The organism is Pseudomonas serbiensis (assembly GCF_030580745.1).
Taxonomy (GTDB): Bacteria; Pseudomonadota; Gammaproteobacteria; order Pseudomonadales; family Pseudomonadaceae; genus Aquipseudomonas; species Aquipseudomonas serbiensis.
In genome coordinates, this window is sequence record NZ_JAUQOO010000011.1 from 57,405 (window position 1) to 74,943 (window position 17,539).

The following is a 17,539-nucleotide window of genomic DNA, read 5'->3' on the forward strand; positions in this document are numbered from 1 at the left end:
TTAAGGTTGATAATAGTGCCTTATTTCGTTTTAATATTGCCATGAAGGAACAAATTGGTTTTGAACGACTGACAGGCTTGATCGCATTCGCCCGTGTTGGCTCTCTGGGCAGCTACACCGCCGCAGCCCGCTCGCTGTCTGTCTCTCCCTCTGCGATAAGCAAAAGCATTCAGCGGCTGGAACGTCATTTCGGCTTCTCTCTTTTCACCCGTACGACCCGCTCGCTGAGCTTCACGGCTGAAGGCCGCGACTTGCATGAGCGCGTGCTACAGCTGCTACGCAATGCCGAAGAGATCGAACAGATGGCTAAGGCCGTTCGTTCCGAACCTGCGGGCACATTACGCATTGCGGCATCACTTCCGATTGGCCTCCACATCATTGCCCCGGCCATGACGGAGTTTCGCAAGCTTTACCCAAAGGTGATGATCGACCTGCGGCTGAGTGATCACATCGTAGGCCTGGTTGAAGAGAGCATTGATCTTGCGGTAAGGATCGGCGACCTTGCGGATTCGTCTCTTCTGTCGCGCCGACTCTTGCCATACAGGCTCTGCTGCTATGCCTCGCCAGATTATCTGGCCAGATACGGCACTCCGATGCATCCCGATGAACTGGTAGGGCACGAAACCGTCAACCTGCGCTATCAAAGTACGGGCCAACTGTTTCGCTGGCCGTTCAGGATCGGGGATAAGGAGATTGAGATATTGCCGTCATCTCCTGTCATCGTTGATGCAAGCGAAGCCGTCATGGCAACCATTGCTGCAGGCGCAGGTATCGGAATGGCCACAAGCTTCATGGCTGCTCCCAGGGTAAAGCGCCAAGAGTTAGTCCCGATCCTGTCTGACTTTGCCGTGGACCGACACAACATCACGGCCATATGGCCCGAGAGTCGCCGCACCAATCCGGCTGTACGCGCCTTTCTGGAAATGTTGATTGAGCGGCTTTGAATTGGCTTAGCACGAACAGTGATGTCGCAAACATCTCATGGCCCATGCGGGCAATCGGTTCATACGCTGGAGATAGAGGGCAAACTGCGTCACGCCGAAATCGGGCGTCGCCTACTGGGCATTACTTAACGCATGCTGACCCGCAGCTTGCGACAACTTGAGCGAGACGGATTGATCTCGCGTTGCGATTACGGCGAGGTTCCGCCGCGTGTTGATTATGAGCTGACTCCGCTGGGAAGGAGTTTTCTAGCGCATAGGGTGCCGTTGTGGATGTGGTTGCTGGAGAATGCTGAGGCGTTTCGGGCGTCGCGGGGGGGAGTGGAGGGGAGCGCCAAGGATCGCTTTCGGCCCAGAGTGTGTAAAAACTCGCTAATGCACTGTTGGCGCGCAGCGCTGACTGTTGTTAGCTGAGTAATTGCTCAGAACAAGTCCTGAAGATCATCACGAAGGTCTGGGAGACCCTAGCGCCGCTTCTACCTTGCTGGGTGGCCAAAATACCGACCTCTTCAGGCCGACAGCGCCTTCATTAAACCGCTGGTACCGAGAATTTTCATGACTCGCTTAAAGTTGTCGGCGAGGACGTTCAAGCTCATCTCCGCACTTACCCCGGCCAGCTTTCGGGTCAGGAAATGTGTGGCGCCCATCCATTGTTTGAGTGTCCCGAAGGGATGCTCGACCGTACGCTTGCGGACTCGCATCATGTCCGGCGCGTTGCTCAGCCTGTTCTGCATTTCCTCCAGTACGGCTTCATGCTCCCATCGCCGAACTCGCCGTTGCTTGCTCGGTGTGCACTTCGATTTCAGCACGCATCCCTGGCAGTTAGAACTCCAGTAACGGTGCAACTTCAGGCCTTTTTCAACGCTGGAAAAGCGCCAGATCAACGCCTCTCCAGCGGGACAAATGTATTCGTTTTTTGCCGTGTCATAGAGGAAGGCATCGTTATTGAAACGCCCGTCAGCCTTGGCTCCAGAGGTCATCGGCTTGGGCACATAGGCTGTGATACCTGCATCGTGACAAGCCAGGATTTGTTCGCCTTTGAAGTAACCTCGGTCAGCCACTACCGACAAGGTATCTGACGCCATAGCTTCGCGGGCCTGCCTTGCCATCGAGCTGAGTTGATCGCGGTCGGAACCGACGTTGGTAACCTCATGGGCAACGATCAAATGGTTCTGGGTATCGACCGCTGTCTGCACGTTGTAACCGACGATTCCAGTGCCGCGCGTCATCATGGAACGGGCGTCTGGATCGGTCAACGAGACCTGTTTATCCGGTGATTCGTTGAGCTGAGTCTCAATTGCTTGAAGCTCTTTCATCTGCGTCTTCAGCTTGGCGATCTTCTCTTCCAACCGTACGACGTTGGGTTCGGAGGCTGTGGGTTCTTCTCGATCAGCAGCATCAAGCACAGTCAGGTAGCGGCTGATGCTCGATTCAATTTCTTCCATCCGCCGCTTTAGTTTGGCGCTAGTGAAGTTGCGGTCACGATTGTTGACGGCCTTGAATTTACTGCCGTCGATGGCAACCAAGTTTTCTCCGAACAATCCGAGCTGCTGACAGAGCACGACGAACTGACGACAGACGCCTCGGATGGCCTTGCTGTTGTCTTTTCGGAAGTTGGCGATGGTCTTGAAATCCGGCATCAAACGACCCGTCAACCACATCAGCTCAACGTTGCGTTGAGCTTCTCGCTCCAGGCGTCGGCTCGACTGGATGCGGTTGAGATAGCCATAGATATAGATCTTCAACAGGACCTCAGGGTGGTAAGCAGGTCGGCCCGTATCAGCAGGAATAGCACCATCGAAACCCAAATTGACTAGGTCGAGTTCGTCAACGAAGACGTCGACTATACGCACCGGGTTGGTATCGCTGACGTAGTCATCGAGGCTTTGGGGAAGTAAGGTGCCTTGACCTCTATGCTCCCCTTGAATAAAGCGCTTCACGAGACGATCCTCTTGTGGAACTCGAATGTTGGATGCTGCTGTGAAGATAGTGAAATCTACCCGTTTTGACGATGTCGACCACGATTTAGGGTATGAGTACCGTGGTCATAATTACAGCGTGCAGAACGATGGGGATATGTTCCTGATCAGAACTTACGACGACGAGCAAGGGTGTGCGACTGTCATAAGTCCGACCACGGCGCATGCCAACGGCAACCTTAGACAGCTCGTCACTTTCTTGCAGGCGGAGTTTGGGGTCTCTAGGATCAGGCTCTACAAGGGGAATTTGGGGAGCTTCGCTGAGATCGACCTTGAAACGTTGGCATTCCTTACCATTTAAATTCGGTAGCGATAGCGCGGTTGGTGTTTTTACACACTCTGGGCCAAAAGCAGACCTTCGCTAAGCGCAGCTAACGGCTAGAATCGAGCGGGCACTGTGATCGAGCACCAGCCCGACTGCTTTAGGCTAGAGCGTATGACGTCGTTTGGTAGTCAGCCCCCCTTAATAAGACGAAACATTCCTGCCCAGAGAAGGCGAACTCATCAGCCCGCTACAAACTGAATTTTAAACAGCCGTCGATTATCCTCGCCCGCTCATTGCTATTAAGTGTTTACTGTCGAGGGAGGGAGGCGAATCAGGTCTTTCAACTCATCAATCGAATTTTCAGAAGGATCCCACAGGACTACCTCATGCTTGAGTGTGTGGATCAAACCGCTCATTGAATGTACCTTGTAACACAGGTCCCTGAGCACTTTAGCTATTTTTAATTCATTTTCATCCGGAACACGATAACGAGTTACTACTTCCATATAACGATCATTACACCCATCCGTAACTTCATAGCTATCGCCGCGATGCAGAACGGCTAGACGCAGATCTTCCTTAACTCCAAAATTAGGTAACAGTCGGCTGTAGCTATCAACGTCGTCATTGTTAGTTATTGCCAAATGAAATAATAAAGAATCGCTTTCCAGCTTAAAATTATCATTATAGGTTGAGTAATCAATGACTTTAGTCAATAAGTCCTCTAGCACTGAAAGTAGTCGTGTACAGTACCCGCCCAGCACTACGTCCTTCTTAAATGAGGCAATTTCTAAAGATGCTTTGGAATGAACGAAACAAAGTAGTGTATCAATTACAATGTTCACATCTTTTTCAAGTGCCAAGATGACCTTTAGATTGTCATTCGAGTCACCTATTCTACGACCTTTATAGGCCCTACTGTGCTTAGTTACCCTATCTTCGAGAATTGCCAGCAACTCGTTGGCAGCTACCGATAGGCTCTCACATTTGGGCAGTCTGATCCGAAAATCGCTGTATGATATAGAATCGTGCCAGTAGCTATACATGGACTTATATTTGCTGATAACTGCTTCATCACCGGCTTCTTTGTGTAGCGCGTGAAGTGCCTCAATCACCGGTGAAAAATCAACTAGAACTCGTCCATGGTTATCTGAAGGTCGCACCATCTCGAAAAACTCAGGGATTGAGAGGCTTTCTGAGATATATCCTATCTGGCCATTGGCTTTTCTAAACCCTACAAACAACTGAGTTTTCTTTCCTTCTTCGCCTTCCATTTCGCACCTAATTGATCAAGAGAAATTACGAAATCTTCGCAGCAAAACAGTCGTTGGTCTGTTCCGGGCTGAGCAAGGAGGATAAGGATGATTAGTTGATGTGGCTAGGCCAATGTGGTGCTCGGTCAAGATAGAGTGGAGTGCTCGCCTTCGCTGCCTCAAGCTCAAACGGACTCGTTAAGCCCGCCTTTGGCTAGGTCTGCTATTGGCCGACTTCTGCCTTTCGCGACTGACCGAATCGACTCGAAATCAGCCCTTCATCAACGGCTGGCAGCGGCGACCAGACTTCTGAGCCAGGCAGTCAAATCACGAAACGGTTTTCGCCATCTCAGAGGTGGCTGCCCAGCCGAGCCCTTCATACACCGATTTACCGGCCTTGGTCGCGTGGAGTACGGCAAAACTTATTCCGCGTTGGGCAAACTCGGCTTCAGCCAACTTCATCAGGGTTGAGGCCAGGCCCCGGCCCCGGTAAGCGGGTTCGACGAAAACATTTAGTACATAGCCGCGCTGGTCTAAGGTCGGATGGGACGGATGAGGTGGCCAGTCGATGCTCATCAGTCCTATCGCCGCCACAGGCTGCCCTGTGTCAATCAGCGCAAAACCGTAGTAGCGACCGTCGATTAAGCGCTGGTGCAACCAAGGCCGAAAGTTCTCAGTCATTACCCGCAACTCCGATGGGTCTCCTCCCGCTTCAAGGAACATCGTTTCGCGATGTACACAAATTATTTCACGGTCATTTGGCTCTAATCGACGGACCGTCAAGCCTGAAAAATCGATGTTGCCGGGGATCTCTTTCATCGGATTCACTTGGACGGAGAGGCCGATGCTAGGGCGGTCAAGAGGAAAATGTTAGACACAGATTGACGAAAGAGCGTCATACAGAGCAGCTAAGCACTCCGACGGGCTAATGCTGATCAGTTAAGGTCATAAATCACTTTGTGGGAGGCAGCTTGCTGGCGACTTCAGCGTACAAATGCAGAATTTTTGTCGTTTTTCAAAACAAACCCGCCCCCATAAACCTGACCAAGTATATTTCCCCTACCGCCAAGCTACCGTCCCCCCTCGCCACCAACCCTCAGGGAACGAATATGAAAGCAAGGATCGCAGCAGTACTGCTTGCCGTTGCAACCTCTTCCTCCGCAGACGATTTGAAGGAATTCATATGCTCTGCGCCGTTGCCAGCTGCGCAAAACGACACCCCGGCTACCTGCGCCTTCAAGGATTTCAAGGAGGCATCAGCGAGTCTGGCATCTTCTGCCAGTTCTCATCTTCATGACCATATTTCCCGCCCCAGATCACATCCTTCTGACGCTGTAGCTTCCATTGCCTCTGCTCATTTTTGATCAGTTCATACGGCAGGCCGCGACACTGGCGCAGGCGCACGTCGACCTGCAGGCCGAACTGGTAATAGTGGCCCTTCTGCGGCACAAAGGTCATGTTGCTGCTGCACTGATTATTGGGGCCGTGATAGGCGAGGCCGATGCTTGTTTTCCGGCCTGCAATCACCGGTGTTTCGTAATAATCGCTCCAGGTCGATTTGTCCTGTTCGCTGTCCACAGGCATCCCGAGATCCTGGGTTCGTGTGAGTATGAATTCACTGCTGCGCACCAGGCCGCCAGTGCGTTGGCCATTGAGTTCCTGCTCGATAGAGGCCCGTTCGGTGCCGCCCACAATACGCACCCACGCCGTATCCGGGCCAGCGGCGGGCGGGGTGAAAAACCTGTTGTGGGGAAACTGGCTACAGCCGCTGGATAACATCAGAAGCAGGGCGACGGCGGTTTTGCGGTACATGCACTCTTCTCCGTGATGCGACGATCAGGCAGTCAACGTCAGCAGTTCAGCCGCCAGCTCGCGTGCGTCCTGTTGATAGGTTTCACGCCAGGTTGCTGACCAGTCGGCAGGCCGCCCTTGTTCTTCCCACTCGGCCAGCGCCAGGCCGTTCAGGATCTCCAGCTCAAACCACAGGCTTTGCCAGGCTTCGGCATCCGTCACTAATGTGCTGTCCTGCCAAAGAAACTCGGTGCGTGCGACAAAACTGGCCCAGGCAAACAGAGTCTCGGATGCCTGTTTTGCCTGCTCGATCAACTGCGCCTTATTTGCCATATTTCACCGCCATCACTTTTCCAGAACGGCCATTGACCGTCGCGTGCCCCAGGTGTCGGGTTTGGCACCTTTGGTCTGCGTTGAGACTTTAAGTTCCGCTGCACAAACCTTTGAGTGTGGTCATGAACTGCCGACAAACTTAGCCAGTGCACAAGTAGCGAGACGCTATTCCAGACGACCGGTATTTGTCGGGTGTAGCGACCTTTCGCGAATAAATTCGCTCCCACACCACCTCACAGAGGGAGAAGATTCATCCGCTTCCTCTCAGCAATCACCAGCCCCTGTTTGCTGCGCGACAGCGCGGCGGGCGGCCTTCTGTAAAAATTTAACTGCGACGCAATGCCGCATTCCGGTATGGTTTGGAAAAATTGAGACAAATTGTTTCAGTTGTTTCGTGAGAAAACCGTACCAAGAAGGGGTTTACGTTGGATCTGTCGTCTGCTGCCTGGGTGTTGCATGACACCCGTCTGATCATCTGCTGCCTGATTGCGATTGCCACGATCATTGTGCTGATCAGCGCTACCAAACTTCCTCCGTTTCTGTCGATTCTGGTGGGGACTTTCATCGCAGGGATAGGCGCAGGGTTGCCGCCTGAAGCCGTTGCAAAAGCTTTCAGCAAGGGCGCGGGCGGTATTCTGGGGGAGGCGGGGATTATCATTGCCCTGGGCGCGATGCTCGGTGCGTTGATGGCCGAGTCGGGCGCGGCGGACCGGATTGCTTCCACCTTGCTCGGGCTGGGCAAGGGCAAGACCCTGCCTTGGGTCATGGCGCTGGTGGCAATGGTCATCGGCCTGCCACTGTTTTTTGAGGTCGGGCTGGTGATGATGGTGCCGATCATCTTTGTCATGGCGCGTCAGTCCAATCAGCCGTTGCTGAAAATTGCCATTCCGGCACTGGCGGGCATGACCACGCTGCATGCCTTGATGCCTCCACATCCCGGGCCGCTGATCGCGGTCAGTGCCTTGCACGCCGATCTGGGGCTGACCATGTTGCTGGGGCTCTGCATTGCTGTTCCGGCGGTGATTCTTGCGGGGCCTCTTTACGGCAACTGGCTGTCGAAGCGCATGCACATCGAAGAGCCTGCCGAACTGGGCGAGCTGTTCAGTGCCAAGCCCGATGTCAGCCGCCAGCCGAGTTTTGGCATTTCGTTGCTGATCATTCTCTTGCCGGTGATTCTCATGCTCGGCAGCACTCTGGCCAAAGTGCTCATGGCACCTGAAAGCAGCCTCGCGCTGGCCTTGAAGTTTCTTGGCGAGCCGCTGGTTGCCTTGGGCATTGCGGTGCTGGCCGCAACGGTGTGCCTGGGTTGGGCCAACGGTCTTTCCCGTGAGCATGTGGGCGGGACCTTGCGCAAAAGCCTGGCACCGATAGCCGTGCTGTTGCTGACCATCGGTGCCGGTGGCGGCTTGAAACAGACTTTGCTGGATGCCGGTGTCAGCCAGACGATCAGCAAAGTGGCGGAGGGCGCGCACATGCCGTATCTGCTGCTGGCCTGGCTGATTGCCGTGGCGTTGCGGCAGGCCACCGGTTCGGCCACCGTGGCGACGACCACGACGGCGGGTATTCTGGCGCCGATGATGGCCAGCCTTGCACCTGTCGAAGCATCGCTGGTGGCTTTGGTGATCGGTGCAGGCTCGGTGTTTTTCTGCCACGTCAACGATGCCGGTTTCTGGATGGTCCGCGAATACTTCGGGCTTCAACTCAAACAGACACTCTGGGTCTGGTCAGTGTTGCAGACCATCGTTTCGGTAGTCGGGCTGATCGGCACGCTGCTGTTATGGCATTGGTTAACGTGACGCCGCAGCCTCGGGGATGCGCCGCAATACATCGTCATAAGGCGCAAGGTCGAGAAAGGCAGTGACCTCGACGGCCTTGCCGTTGCGCATGTGAAAGATCCAGGCATAGCTGTTGTTATAGGCCTGCCCGTCACGCGCCACACCGGCACCGTCCCATTGAATGATGACGTGATCGCCATCCGCCCATATCTGCCTGCTGACGGGCCTAACCGGCCTGGACAGCCGCGATACGAATGGGCGGATGGCCTGCTCGATGAACGGGTCGATGCCTCGGTACACCCCGGCACTCGGTCCCGAGCCCTTGATCGTCCAGACAATGTCCGGCGTCAGCATTTCACTGAAGAAGCTGTTCCCGCCTGCGGCCCAGCGATCAAATGCTTCGCTGACGATTTGCTTGTTACGTGCTGCTACATCGCGCTCTGAAGCGGCATCGGCCATGCCCGACATGATCAGCACGACGAACGCCAGGGTGTTTCTGAAGCTTGCTATGCCCATGCTAAAGACTCCTTTTTCTGGAACGCCGCTTTCCCTGTGGGAGGCGGCTTGCCGGCGACTGTTTACAGGCAGATGATTTTTACCGCCCTTGCCACGGGCCAAAATCCGGCCTGCGAGCCCCGCCAAAGATCAGTTGCTGAACCATTGGCCGGGAGACGAAACGAGCCGGAAAGATCGGCTCGGGCGCACTGGCCTGATCCAGGCGCGCTACATGCTCGTCATCCAGTTGAAGGCTGAGCGCGGCCAGGTTGTCCAGCGTCTGAGCCAGGGTTCTGGCACCCATGACCGGCGCAACTACGGCAGGATTGCGCAACGTCCAGGCCAGCGCCACCCGGGAAGGCGTCGTACCGATTTCTCTGGCGATATCGCCCACGACGGCAGCGATTTGCAAGGCGCGCTCATTCATATGCCCGGATGAGCTGATTACGCCTTTGCGAGTCGGCGAAACATTCGCTTCGCTGGCCTGACTCAGATCATCGCGGCTGTATTTGCCTGTCAGGATACCGCCACCCAGCGGCGACCATGGCAGCACGCCAAGGCCCATCGCCTGCGCCATCGGGATCAACTCATGCTCGACGCTGCGTTCGACGAGGCTGTACTCGATCTGCAAGGCCACAAGGGGTGACCAGCCACGCAGGTCTGCAAGCGTTTGCAGTTCCGCGACTTTCCACGCCGGGGTGTTGCAGATCCCGAGGTAGAGCACCTTGCCACTGCGCACCAGATCGTCCAGTGCCCGCATCACTTCGTCGGCAGAGGTGGTGAAATCCCAGGCGTGCAGGTAAAGCAGTTCGATACGATCCGTGTCGAGCTGCCTGAGGCTGGTTTCCACCGAGCGCACCAGATTCATGCGATGGTTGCCGCCCGAATTGGGGTCGCCAGGGTCGCGGGCCATGGTGTACTTGGTCGCAACCACGAGGCGATCACGCTTCTCCTTGAGAAACTGCCCCAGGATGCGTTCCGAAGCCCCGTTGGTGTAATTGACAGCGGTATCGATGAAGTTGCCGCCGTTATCGACGTACGTATCGAAAATCTGCCGCGCCTGGGCTTCATCCGCGCCCCAGCCCCAGTCAGAGCCAAAGGTCATGGTGCCGAGGGCGAGCGGTGAGACCCGCATGCCCGATCGTCCGAGCAGGCGGTAATGGTCGAGTGCTGAAATAGTGGACATACTGAACTCCTCACAGAAAGTGGAACCTGAAACCTGTAGGGAATGAGTCTGCATTCAGTGGCGCGCCTGCCTGTAGCCGGATTGTCCTGAGTCCTTGCATGATTATCCGTGTACGCAATAATCCTGACTTTCAAAGGAGCAAGCATGGGCTCTCTGGAAAAGCTGGTCGATCTCATCAGTCGTCACTCCCCGACTGACGGCATACATTCAACGCCGATTGCCGGCGTCAGCCTGGTCCGCTCGGGCGCGCCGACCATTCCGATGCCTGTGGTCTATGAGCCGACGCTCTGCCTGATCGCCCAGGGCCGCAAGCAAGTGGTGGTTGGAACCACTTCGTATGTCTACGATGCGGCCAAATACCTTGTTGCCTCCGTGGACATTCCCGTGACGGGCTCGGTGATCGAGGCAAGCGAGACGGCGCCTTATCTGTGCCTTGTTCTCGACCTGGACATGACCGTGCTGAGCGACCTCGTCCTGCGATACCCGGCTCCCGACGGAACGAGCGGCCTGCCTGCCGCAGGCATCGAACTCAACGACACAACCCCCGAATTGCTGGAGGCCGCCGCAAGGCTGGCCGCTTTGCTGGATACCCCGGACGATATCGAAGCACTGGCTCCGCTGACGATTCGCGAGATTCTTTACCGGTTGCTGACCAGCAGCGGCAATGGTGTGGTTCGACAACTGGCCAAAGCCGACAGCCGTCTGAGCCAGATTGCCAAGGCAATTGCCTGGCTGCGCAGTCATTACAGCGAAACCTGCCGCATCGATGACATCGCCGATATCGCAGGCATGAGCCGTTCTACCTTCCACGCGCACTTCAAGGCCGTCACCTCCATGAGCCCGCTGGAGTTTCGCAGCCAGTTGCGGCTACAGGAAGCCCGTCGCTTGATGGTGGCCGAAGCGCTGGATGCAGCAGGTGCCGGTTACCGGGTGGGCTATGAAAGCCCTTCGCAGTTCAGTAGGGACTATGCCCGCATGTTCGGGTTGTCACCGGCCAGGGATGCCAGTCGGTTGCGCAGTGCAGTCCAGAGGGAATCTGCTGCCTTGCATCTTATTCCTGTGGGTGACGTTTCCTGGCGTTGAGTGGCGCGAGTCTGATGGTCTGATGTGTCTTGCATGGCCATATTGCCTGCGCTCTCCCAAAGCAACCCGACCACAGCCCGCCAAAGCGCAAGACTTCCCGCTGAAAAACCGGATAATGGCCGCCAATCGTTTGCTCGCTATTCTGGTAATCCCGCATGGAAATCAAGGTCAACTTTCTCGACAACCTCCGACTTGAAGCCAAGTTCGACGACTTCACGGTGGTTGCCGATCAACCTATCCGCTACAAGGGCGATGGTTCGGCACCGGGTCCGTTCGACTATTTCCTGGCTTCATCGGCCTTGTGCGCGGCTTACTTTGTGAAGTTGTACTGCGAAACCCGCAACATCCCCACCGACAATATTCGCCTGTCGCAGAACAACATTGTCGATCCGGAAAACCGCTACAACCAGATCTTCAAGATCCAGGTCGAGCTGCCTGCCGATATATCCGCCAAGGACCGCCAGGGCATCCTGCGTTCCATCGACCGTTGCACGGTCAAAAAAGTGGTGCAGGCCGGGCCTGAGTTCGTGATCGAAGAAGTGGAGAACCTGGACGCCGATGCTCAGGCTTTGCTGATGCCGAGCCTGGCTTCGGGAGCGGGCACCTGCATTGCGGGCAAGGACCTGCCGCTGGAACAGACCATCGCCAATATGTCGGGCATCCTGGCGGGCCTTGGCATGAAGATCGAAATCGCCTCGTGGCGCAATATCGTTCCCAATGTCTGGTCGCTGCATATCCGCGACGCGCAATCGCCGATGTGTTTTACCAATGGCAAGGGTGCGACCAAGGAAGGCGCACTGGCGTCGGCGCTGGGTGAGTTCATCGAACGACTCAACTGCAACTTCTTCTACAACGATCAGTTCTGGGGCGAAGACATCGCCAATGCCGAGTTCGTGCATTACCCGGACGAGCGCTGGTTCAAGCCGGGCCGTAAAGATGCGCTGCCGGAGGAAATCCTCGACGAGTACTGCCTGGAAATCTACAACCCTGACGGCGAACTGCGCGGCTCGCATCTCTACGACACCAACTCCGGCAACGTCGAGCGCGGCATCTGTTCGCTGCCGTATGTGCGCCAGTCGGATGGCGAAGTTGTGTACTTCCCCTCCAACCTGATCGAAAACCTGTTCCTCAGCAATGGCATGAGTGCCGGTAACACGCTGGTCGAAGCGCAGGTTCAATGCCTGTCGGAAATCTTCGAGCGGGCAGTAAAACGCGAAATTCTGGAAGGTGAAATTGCACTGCCGGATGTGCCGCAGGACGTGTTGGCGAAATACCCTGGCATTCTGGCCGGCATCCAGGGCCTGGAAGAGCAGGGCTTCCCCGTTCTGGTGAAGGACGCCTCGCTGGGCGGCGAATTCCCGGTGATGTGCGTCACCCTGATGAACCCGCGTACCGGTGGCGTGTTTGCCTCGTTTGGCGCGCACCCAAGCTTTGAGGTGGCGCTGGAGCGCAGTCTGACGGAATTGTTGCAGGGCCGCAGCTTCGAAGGCTTGAACGATCTGCCGCAGCCGACCTTTGAAAGCCATGCGGTGACCGAGCCCAATAACTTCGTCGAACACTTTATCGACTCCAGCGGTGTGGTGTCGTGGCGCTTCTTCAGTGCGAAATCCGACTTTGAATTTGTCGAATGGGATTTCTCCGGCCAGGGCGAAAACTCCAATGCCGAAGAAGCCGAGACGCTGTTCGGCATTCTCGAAGACATGGGCAAAGAAGTGTACATGGCGGTGTACGAGCACCTGGGTGCATCGGCCTGCCGGATTCTGGTGCCGGGTTACTCCGAGATCTATCCGCTGGAAGACCTCATCTGGGACAACACCAACAAGGCGCTGCTGTTCCGCGCCGACATCCTGAACCTGCACAGCCTGAACGCCGCCAGCCTGAAAAAACTGGTCAAGCGTCTGGAAGACAGCGAACTGGACGATTACACCGACATCACCACCTTGATCGGCATCGAGTTCGATGACAACACAGCCTGGGGCCAGTTGACGATTCTGGAATTGAAACTGCTGATCTACCTCGCCTTGCAGAAGTTTGAAGAGGCGAAAGAACTGGTAGAAGCCTTCCTGCAATTCAACGACAACACCGTCGAGCGCGGCTTGTTCTATCAAGCCCTGAACGTGGTACTGGAAGTGGAACTGGACGAAGAGCTGGCGCTGGAAGACTACGAAGTCAACTTCCGTCGCATGTTCGGCAACGAGCGAATGGACGCGGTGCTGGGCTCCATGGACGGCAGCGTCCGCTTCTACGGCCTGACGCCGACCAGCATGAAGCTGGAAGGGCTCGACAGACACCAGCGTTTGATCGACAGCTACAAGAAACTGCATGCGGCGCGGGCGAAGGTGAATCGCTGAGTGCATCGTTAACGTCACAATCCCGCGGGAGAGTCCTTGGCCTGATGCCCGTCAGTCAAGAGGCTGATTTCACAAATCTTGTGTCTGGCAAAACCTGACCAGAACAGCTTGCTGGCGATAGCAGCAGTGAAGTGCGCATATAGGCGGCGTCTTCACATCAGTCTTCGCCAGCAAGCTGCCTCCTACAAAGTGATATGTGCGCCTTATTAGCTCAGCCGCATGGTTTCTTCCCTTTCCCTTGAGTGAAATTTCCTAGAAAATCCTGACCGCTTGTATGTGTCGATTCGGGGATTTAAGGTGCGGCGTCGCTGCAAAATCAGCGGCCGGGTTTAGCGATCCGAATCAAAGGCACAGCAGTGCTACACAACCTGCTTCAAGCGAGCTTTATGCTTGAGGCATGCGTTATGGCGGCTGTGCGTCGGAGACCTTAGGGTCTGCCGGTGTGCCTTTGGGGCCGGTTCGCTAACCGTCGTACAGTCGCCACCCAAATGCGTTTAGCGACGTATCGGGTGGTTAATTCCCCAAAGGAGTTTTACCCCCATGGACCTTCCATACCCCTCACCATCCTGCACCGACCACTTCGAGCCCACCATCTTCATCCGCCATCACCGCATGCTGCGCGCCGTGATGCTCGATGCCCAGGTCTGGTTTCCCTTGCAGGATCTGGCCCGGCTGATGGGCAAGCAACTGGACGAACGCGCCACCCTCAAACTCGATATCGACCAACGCCGCACGGTCTGGCTGCTGACCCACGGCAATTGGGAAAAATGCCTGATGATCAGTGAATCGGGCGTCTTTGCGATGCTGGTGCATCACTACGTCCCGGAGAACCGCGCACTGCGCCGCTGGCTGGCGCAGGAAGTCTTGCCAGCTCTGGATGCCCGTCATGCAGATACAACCGATCAACCTCTGCTTTACCAGATGCGCTGGCAGGGCAATGCCCTGAGTTCGCTGCAATGGCATGGAGAGCTGTGGGTCAAGTTGCGGGATTTGCCGGAGCTGGTTCAGGTGCAGCCCGAGGCTGTGACCGGGTCCTGGTTGCGGCGGTTGCTGGGTCGGCGTTGGTCGTTTTTTGCCTGATGTAATGAGTTGATCGTTCCTGGCTGGAGAGGTAGGGGCGATCAATCGGCATTGGCTGATCGTGATGTCCTGAGCTGGTTAGCGGTTTGCTCCCTCAACAATCGCCGCGATGAGGCGTACGAGGTTTGATAAAACCGTATAGGCCAGCAGGACTCCTGTTATCCACGACAGAGTGCTGCGAAACCGCCTGTAAAAATGAGCATTGGGCCGTTCATCACGGTGACCGGCCACGACCGATATGCAGATCAACGCAAGGCAAATATAAATGATGGCATACGGTATGATTTCGGTCCCGCTGACATGGAATGAACCTCGCTTGCTCACGATCACCAGGTCATTGGTTGCGAGCCCGTGAATGACGATGGCTGTAGCAACCAATCCAATGACTGAGACGTACACCAGAGCAAACACACTCTGCCTGTCATTGGGTTGAGGCAAGGGCAGTTTTGCGAGAGTCACCACTGCCAGAGCGCGTGCTGGCATTGATCGCCACTGCCACTTGCGTCGGGGCGAGGGCACTGGGCGGGGCGGTTGCCATGTTTGCGATTGACGCACCAGCATCCATATATAGCCGCAAGCCAGGATCGGTCCACCCAACAGAAACGTGTTGTAGGTCATAGGTGCTGAGGACGCTAATACGCCAATCATCAACAGTGCGCCGTGAGCGATGGCCGGTATCGTGAGTGCTCTGAGCCAGACTTTGCGATTGCCGGAATTTATCCGATAAGACCGAATGCCAAACGCGGATGCCCAGATAATCCCCTGCATCATTAGCAACGCTGCCGCTGTCAGCGTCATGCCGTTACCAAGGCCAAGTCGCTGCCAGCACCATCAGCCACAAGCAGACAGGATGATAAAACAAGCGTTGGTACGACATCCCGGTCATCCATGTTGGGGAAACGGCACTTGACTGGTTAGCCTAGCAGCCTTGGTGCCAAACAGGATTCAGGATTTGCGGGATTCATTCTTGTGATGGAAATAGGGTTTTTTTGCCTGTTCAGAGCAAGCGCGCTCCACCGTCCTCTGTTTGCTGCGCGACAGCGCGGCGCCAAGGCGGCGGGTGATCTCCTACTGTCCAAAGCTCTGCTCGGCCCCTCTATTAAACGCGGCATCCAGCGCCCCGGCGATCTGTGCCAGCAGTTCGGTGGTTTGCGGGATCAGGCGGCCCATGGTGATAAATCCGTGGATCTGCCCCGCAAAGTGGCTGTCGGTCACTGTGACACCCGCTTCATGCAGGCGTTTGCCGTAGGCGCGGCCTTCGTCTTCGAGAGGGTCGCAGCCACAGGTCACTATAAAGGCGGGAGCCAGGCCGCTGAGGTCTTCGGCCAATAACGGGGACGCTCGCCAGTCCAGGCGGTCGGCATCGTTGCGCAGGTATTGAGCTTTGGTCCAGTTCAGTGTGGCGGCTGTCAGCGGCGGTTCCATGGCCAATTGTTGTTGGGAGCGATGAACGCCATGGAAGTCGGTTACCGGGTAGATCAGTGCCTGCAATGCCAGCGGCGGGTAGCCTGCATCCCGCGCCATCAAGGCGAGGACAGCGGCGATGTTGCCACCGGCGCTGTCGCCGCCGATGGCAAGACGTTCGGCATCGACGCCCAGTTGCGCGGCCTGTGCCCGGACGTAATCCAGAGCTGCGAAGGCATCTTCTATTGCCGCAGGGAATTTGTGCTCTGGCGCCAGGCGGTAATCCACTGCGATCACGATGCAGCGAGCCAGCAGGGCCAGTTGCCGACAAACGCCGTCATGGGTATCCAGATCACCGACGACCCAGCCACCCGAGTGAAAGAACATCAGGGCAGGCAGATTTTCGCCCTCGCTGGTTTCGACCCCGCGATAGAGACGCAAAGGTATCTCGCCGCCCGGGCCTGGTGTGCTCAGGTTTTCAACGGCAACGATTTCCACAGGCGCTGCCGCAAGGGCCTGGCGGCTGCTGCGAAAGGCTGCCCGGGCTTGTTCGGGAGTCGGTTCGCCCGTGGCAGCAGAGGCCTGACGCATCAGGGCAACCACGCGCGCGGCGCCGGGGTCCAACGTCCTGACGTTCAGGGTGGGCGCGAGGTGAGGTGCAGTCATGGCAGTGTCCTTGTGCGATGAGTGAAGGGCGGATTATTCAAAGTGCCAGCTGTAACCGTCGCCCTGGCGTTTGACACGCCCGGCCGAGGTGCCAGCGAAATGGGAGCTGAAATACAGGGCGTCGTGCTCAACCAGAAACGCCAGCAACCATTGCCGTGAGCGATTGGCGGCCTCTGGCAGGCCGCAGAAGCAGGAAGCCCAGAGCGGTTGCGAAACCTGTATGGGGTGATGCATGACGTCGCCGCCAAACATGGCCGTCTTGCCATCGTGCTGATAACTGATGGACATGTGGCCCACGCTATGGCCTTGGGTCGGATGGAAGTGGAAGTCCTCCAGAAACGGCCCGCCCTCGGCTCCGATCATCAGTGCCTGACCGGATTCGATCACCGGCAGCACGCTGTCGACAAAGGCCTGATAACCCATGGCCTGACGTCCGGGGCCATTGACGAAATACTCATACTCAACCTCTGGAAACACATACCTGGCATTGGGAAAGGTCGGCACCCACTGGCCATCCACCAGATGAGTGTTCCAGCCGATATGGTCGGTGTGCAAATGGGTGAGCAGTACGTAGTCGACCTCTTCGGGGGTTACCCCGGCAGCCGCCAGGCGTTCCAGCCAGGGCTCGTTCAACTGGTGAAAGATGGGCAGTGCAGGACGATGTTTGCCATTGCCGACGCCGGTATCGACCAGCACCGTATACTGCGGCGTCTTGATGACCCAGGTATGCACGCTGATGATCACCTTCTGGCCTGTGGCGGTGAGGCTATCGGGCACCAGCCATGAGCGCTGCGGGTCAATGGCGCTGTTGTCCCAGTCCGGCAACAGCGCATTGGGCGCAAAGGCGTCGAACAGTTTTTCGCTGACGCGGGTGATGTGGGTCGAGCCAAATGTGTAGTGCTTGGCGTTCATGTTAATATCTCGCTGATACCGATCA

The 17,539-nt window shown here is 56.3% G+C and carries 17 protein-coding genes; 7 read left to right on the forward strand and 10 right to left on the reverse strand.

Annotation, left to right across the window (positions count from 1 at the left end; all coding sequences use genetic code 11):
• Positions 1-41 precede the first annotated feature (41 nt).
• Complete coding sequence (locus tag Q6A51_RS15520) at positions 42-944, forward strand: LysR family transcriptional regulator (RefSeq protein ID WP_201004575.1); 903 nt, start codon at positions 42-44, stop codon at positions 942-944.
• 132 nt (positions 945-1,076) lie between these two features.
• Positions 1,077-1,355 (forward strand): winged helix-turn-helix transcriptional regulator, encoded by a 279-nt coding sequence (locus tag Q6A51_RS27345; RefSeq protein ID WP_322791248.1) that lies wholly within the window; start codon positions 1,077-1,079, stop codon positions 1,353-1,355.
• A gap of 95 nt (positions 1,356-1,450) precedes the next feature.
• Here Q6A51_RS27345 and Q6A51_RS15530 read toward each other — a convergent pair whose 3' ends face one another.
• Positions 1,451-2,881, reverse strand: coding sequence for an IS1182 family transposase (locus Q6A51_RS15530; RefSeq protein ID WP_304575191.1), 1,431 nt, complete (start codon positions 2,879-2,881; stop codon positions 1,451-1,453).
• Between the two features lie 25 nt (positions 2,882-2,906).
• Here Q6A51_RS15530 and Q6A51_RS15535 point away from each other — a divergent pair, with 25 nt between their 5' ends.
• Complete coding sequence (locus Q6A51_RS15535; RefSeq protein ID WP_304575192.1) at positions 2,907-3,221, forward strand: hypothetical protein; 315 nt, start codon at positions 2,907-2,909, stop codon at positions 3,219-3,221.
• Between the two features lie 263 nt (positions 3,222-3,484).
• Here the strand turns inward: Q6A51_RS15535 and Q6A51_RS15540 are convergent, their stop codons facing one another.
• The 4 genes from Q6A51_RS15540 to Q6A51_RS15555 all read right to left on the reverse strand — a co-directional run bounded on the left by Q6A51_RS15540 (position 3,485) and on the right by Q6A51_RS15555 (position 6,562).
• Positions 3,485-4,459, reverse strand: a complete 975-nt coding sequence (locus Q6A51_RS15540; RefSeq protein ID WP_304575193.1) for a hypothetical protein — start codon at positions 4,457-4,459, stop codon at positions 3,485-3,487.
• A 306-nt stretch (positions 4,460-4,765) separates the two neighbouring features.
• On the reverse strand, positions 4,766-5,257 hold the full coding sequence (locus Q6A51_RS15545) for a GNAT family N-acetyltransferase (RefSeq protein ID WP_304575194.1): 492 nt from the start codon (positions 5,255-5,257) through the stop codon (positions 4,766-4,768).
• A gap of 426 nt (positions 5,258-5,683) precedes the next feature.
• A complete protein-coding gene (locus Q6A51_RS15550) occupies positions 5,684-6,250 on the reverse strand; it encodes a hypothetical protein (protein ID WP_304575195.1) in 567 nt (188 codons plus the stop codon).
• A 24-nt stretch (positions 6,251-6,274) separates the two neighbouring features.
• A complete protein-coding gene (locus tag Q6A51_RS15555; protein WP_304575196.1) occupies positions 6,275-6,562 on the reverse strand; it encodes a hypothetical protein in 288 nt (95 codons plus the stop codon).
• A 425-nt stretch (positions 6,563-6,987) separates the two neighbouring features.
• On the opposite strand from Q6A51_RS15555, the gene Q6A51_RS15560 reads away from it, so the two are divergent.
• On the forward strand, positions 6,988-8,358 hold the full coding sequence (locus tag Q6A51_RS15560; RefSeq protein WP_304575197.1) for a GntT/GntP/DsdX family permease: 1,371 nt from the start codon (positions 6,988-6,990) through the stop codon (positions 8,356-8,358).
• Here Q6A51_RS15560 and Q6A51_RS15565 read toward each other — a convergent pair.
• A complete protein-coding gene (locus Q6A51_RS15565) occupies positions 8,350-8,853 on the reverse strand; it encodes a nuclear transport factor 2 family protein (protein ID WP_201004443.1) in 504 nt (167 codons plus the stop codon). The two genes, Q6A51_RS15560 and Q6A51_RS15565, sit on opposite strands and share 9 nt — an antisense overlap.
• A gap of 79 nt (positions 8,854-8,932) precedes the next feature.
• A complete protein-coding gene (locus Q6A51_RS15570; protein WP_304575198.1) occupies positions 8,933-10,018 on the reverse strand; it encodes an aldo/keto reductase in 1,086 nt (361 codons plus the stop codon).
• A 144-nt stretch (positions 10,019-10,162) separates the two neighbouring features.
• Between Q6A51_RS15570 and Q6A51_RS15575 the strand changes: the two genes are divergently transcribed.
• The 3 genes from Q6A51_RS15575 to Q6A51_RS15585 all read left to right on the forward strand — a co-directional run bounded on the left by Q6A51_RS15575 (position 10,163) and on the right by Q6A51_RS15585 (position 14,532).
• Positions 10,163-11,101, forward strand: a complete 939-nt coding sequence (locus tag Q6A51_RS15575) for an AraC family transcriptional regulator (protein ID WP_304575199.1) — start codon at positions 10,163-10,165, stop codon at positions 11,099-11,101.
• Between the two features lie 155 nt (positions 11,102-11,256).
• The gene (locus Q6A51_RS15580; RefSeq protein ID WP_304575200.1) at positions 11,257-13,452 is read left to right on the forward strand and encodes an OsmC domain/YcaO domain-containing protein; all 2,196 of its coding nucleotides are present in this window, start codon (positions 11,257-11,259) and stop codon (positions 13,450-13,452) included.
• Positions 13,453-13,992: 540 nt separating this feature from the next.
• Positions 13,993-14,532: a BRO-N domain-containing protein gene (locus Q6A51_RS15585; protein WP_304575201.1), complete on the forward strand. Its 540-nt coding sequence runs from the start codon at positions 13,993-13,995 to the stop codon at positions 14,530-14,532.
• 78 nt (positions 14,533-14,610) lie between these two features.
• Here the strand turns inward: Q6A51_RS15585 and Q6A51_RS15590 are convergent, their stop codons facing one another.
• The 3 genes from Q6A51_RS15590 to Q6A51_RS15600 form a co-directional block, all read right to left on the reverse strand.
• Positions 14,611-15,330 (reverse strand): hypothetical protein, encoded by a 720-nt coding sequence (locus Q6A51_RS15590; protein WP_304575202.1) that lies wholly within the window; start codon positions 15,328-15,330, stop codon positions 14,611-14,613.
• A 270-nt stretch (positions 15,331-15,600) separates the two neighbouring features.
• On the reverse strand, positions 15,601-16,602 hold the full coding sequence (locus tag Q6A51_RS15595; protein ID WP_304575203.1) for an alpha/beta hydrolase: 1,002 nt from the start codon (positions 16,600-16,602) through the stop codon (positions 15,601-15,603).
• 33 nt (positions 16,603-16,635) lie between these two features.
• A complete protein-coding gene (locus Q6A51_RS15600) occupies positions 16,636-17,514 on the reverse strand; it encodes an MBL fold metallo-hydrolase (protein ID WP_201019834.1) in 879 nt (292 codons plus the stop codon).
• Positions 17,515-17,539 lie beyond the last annotated feature (25 nt).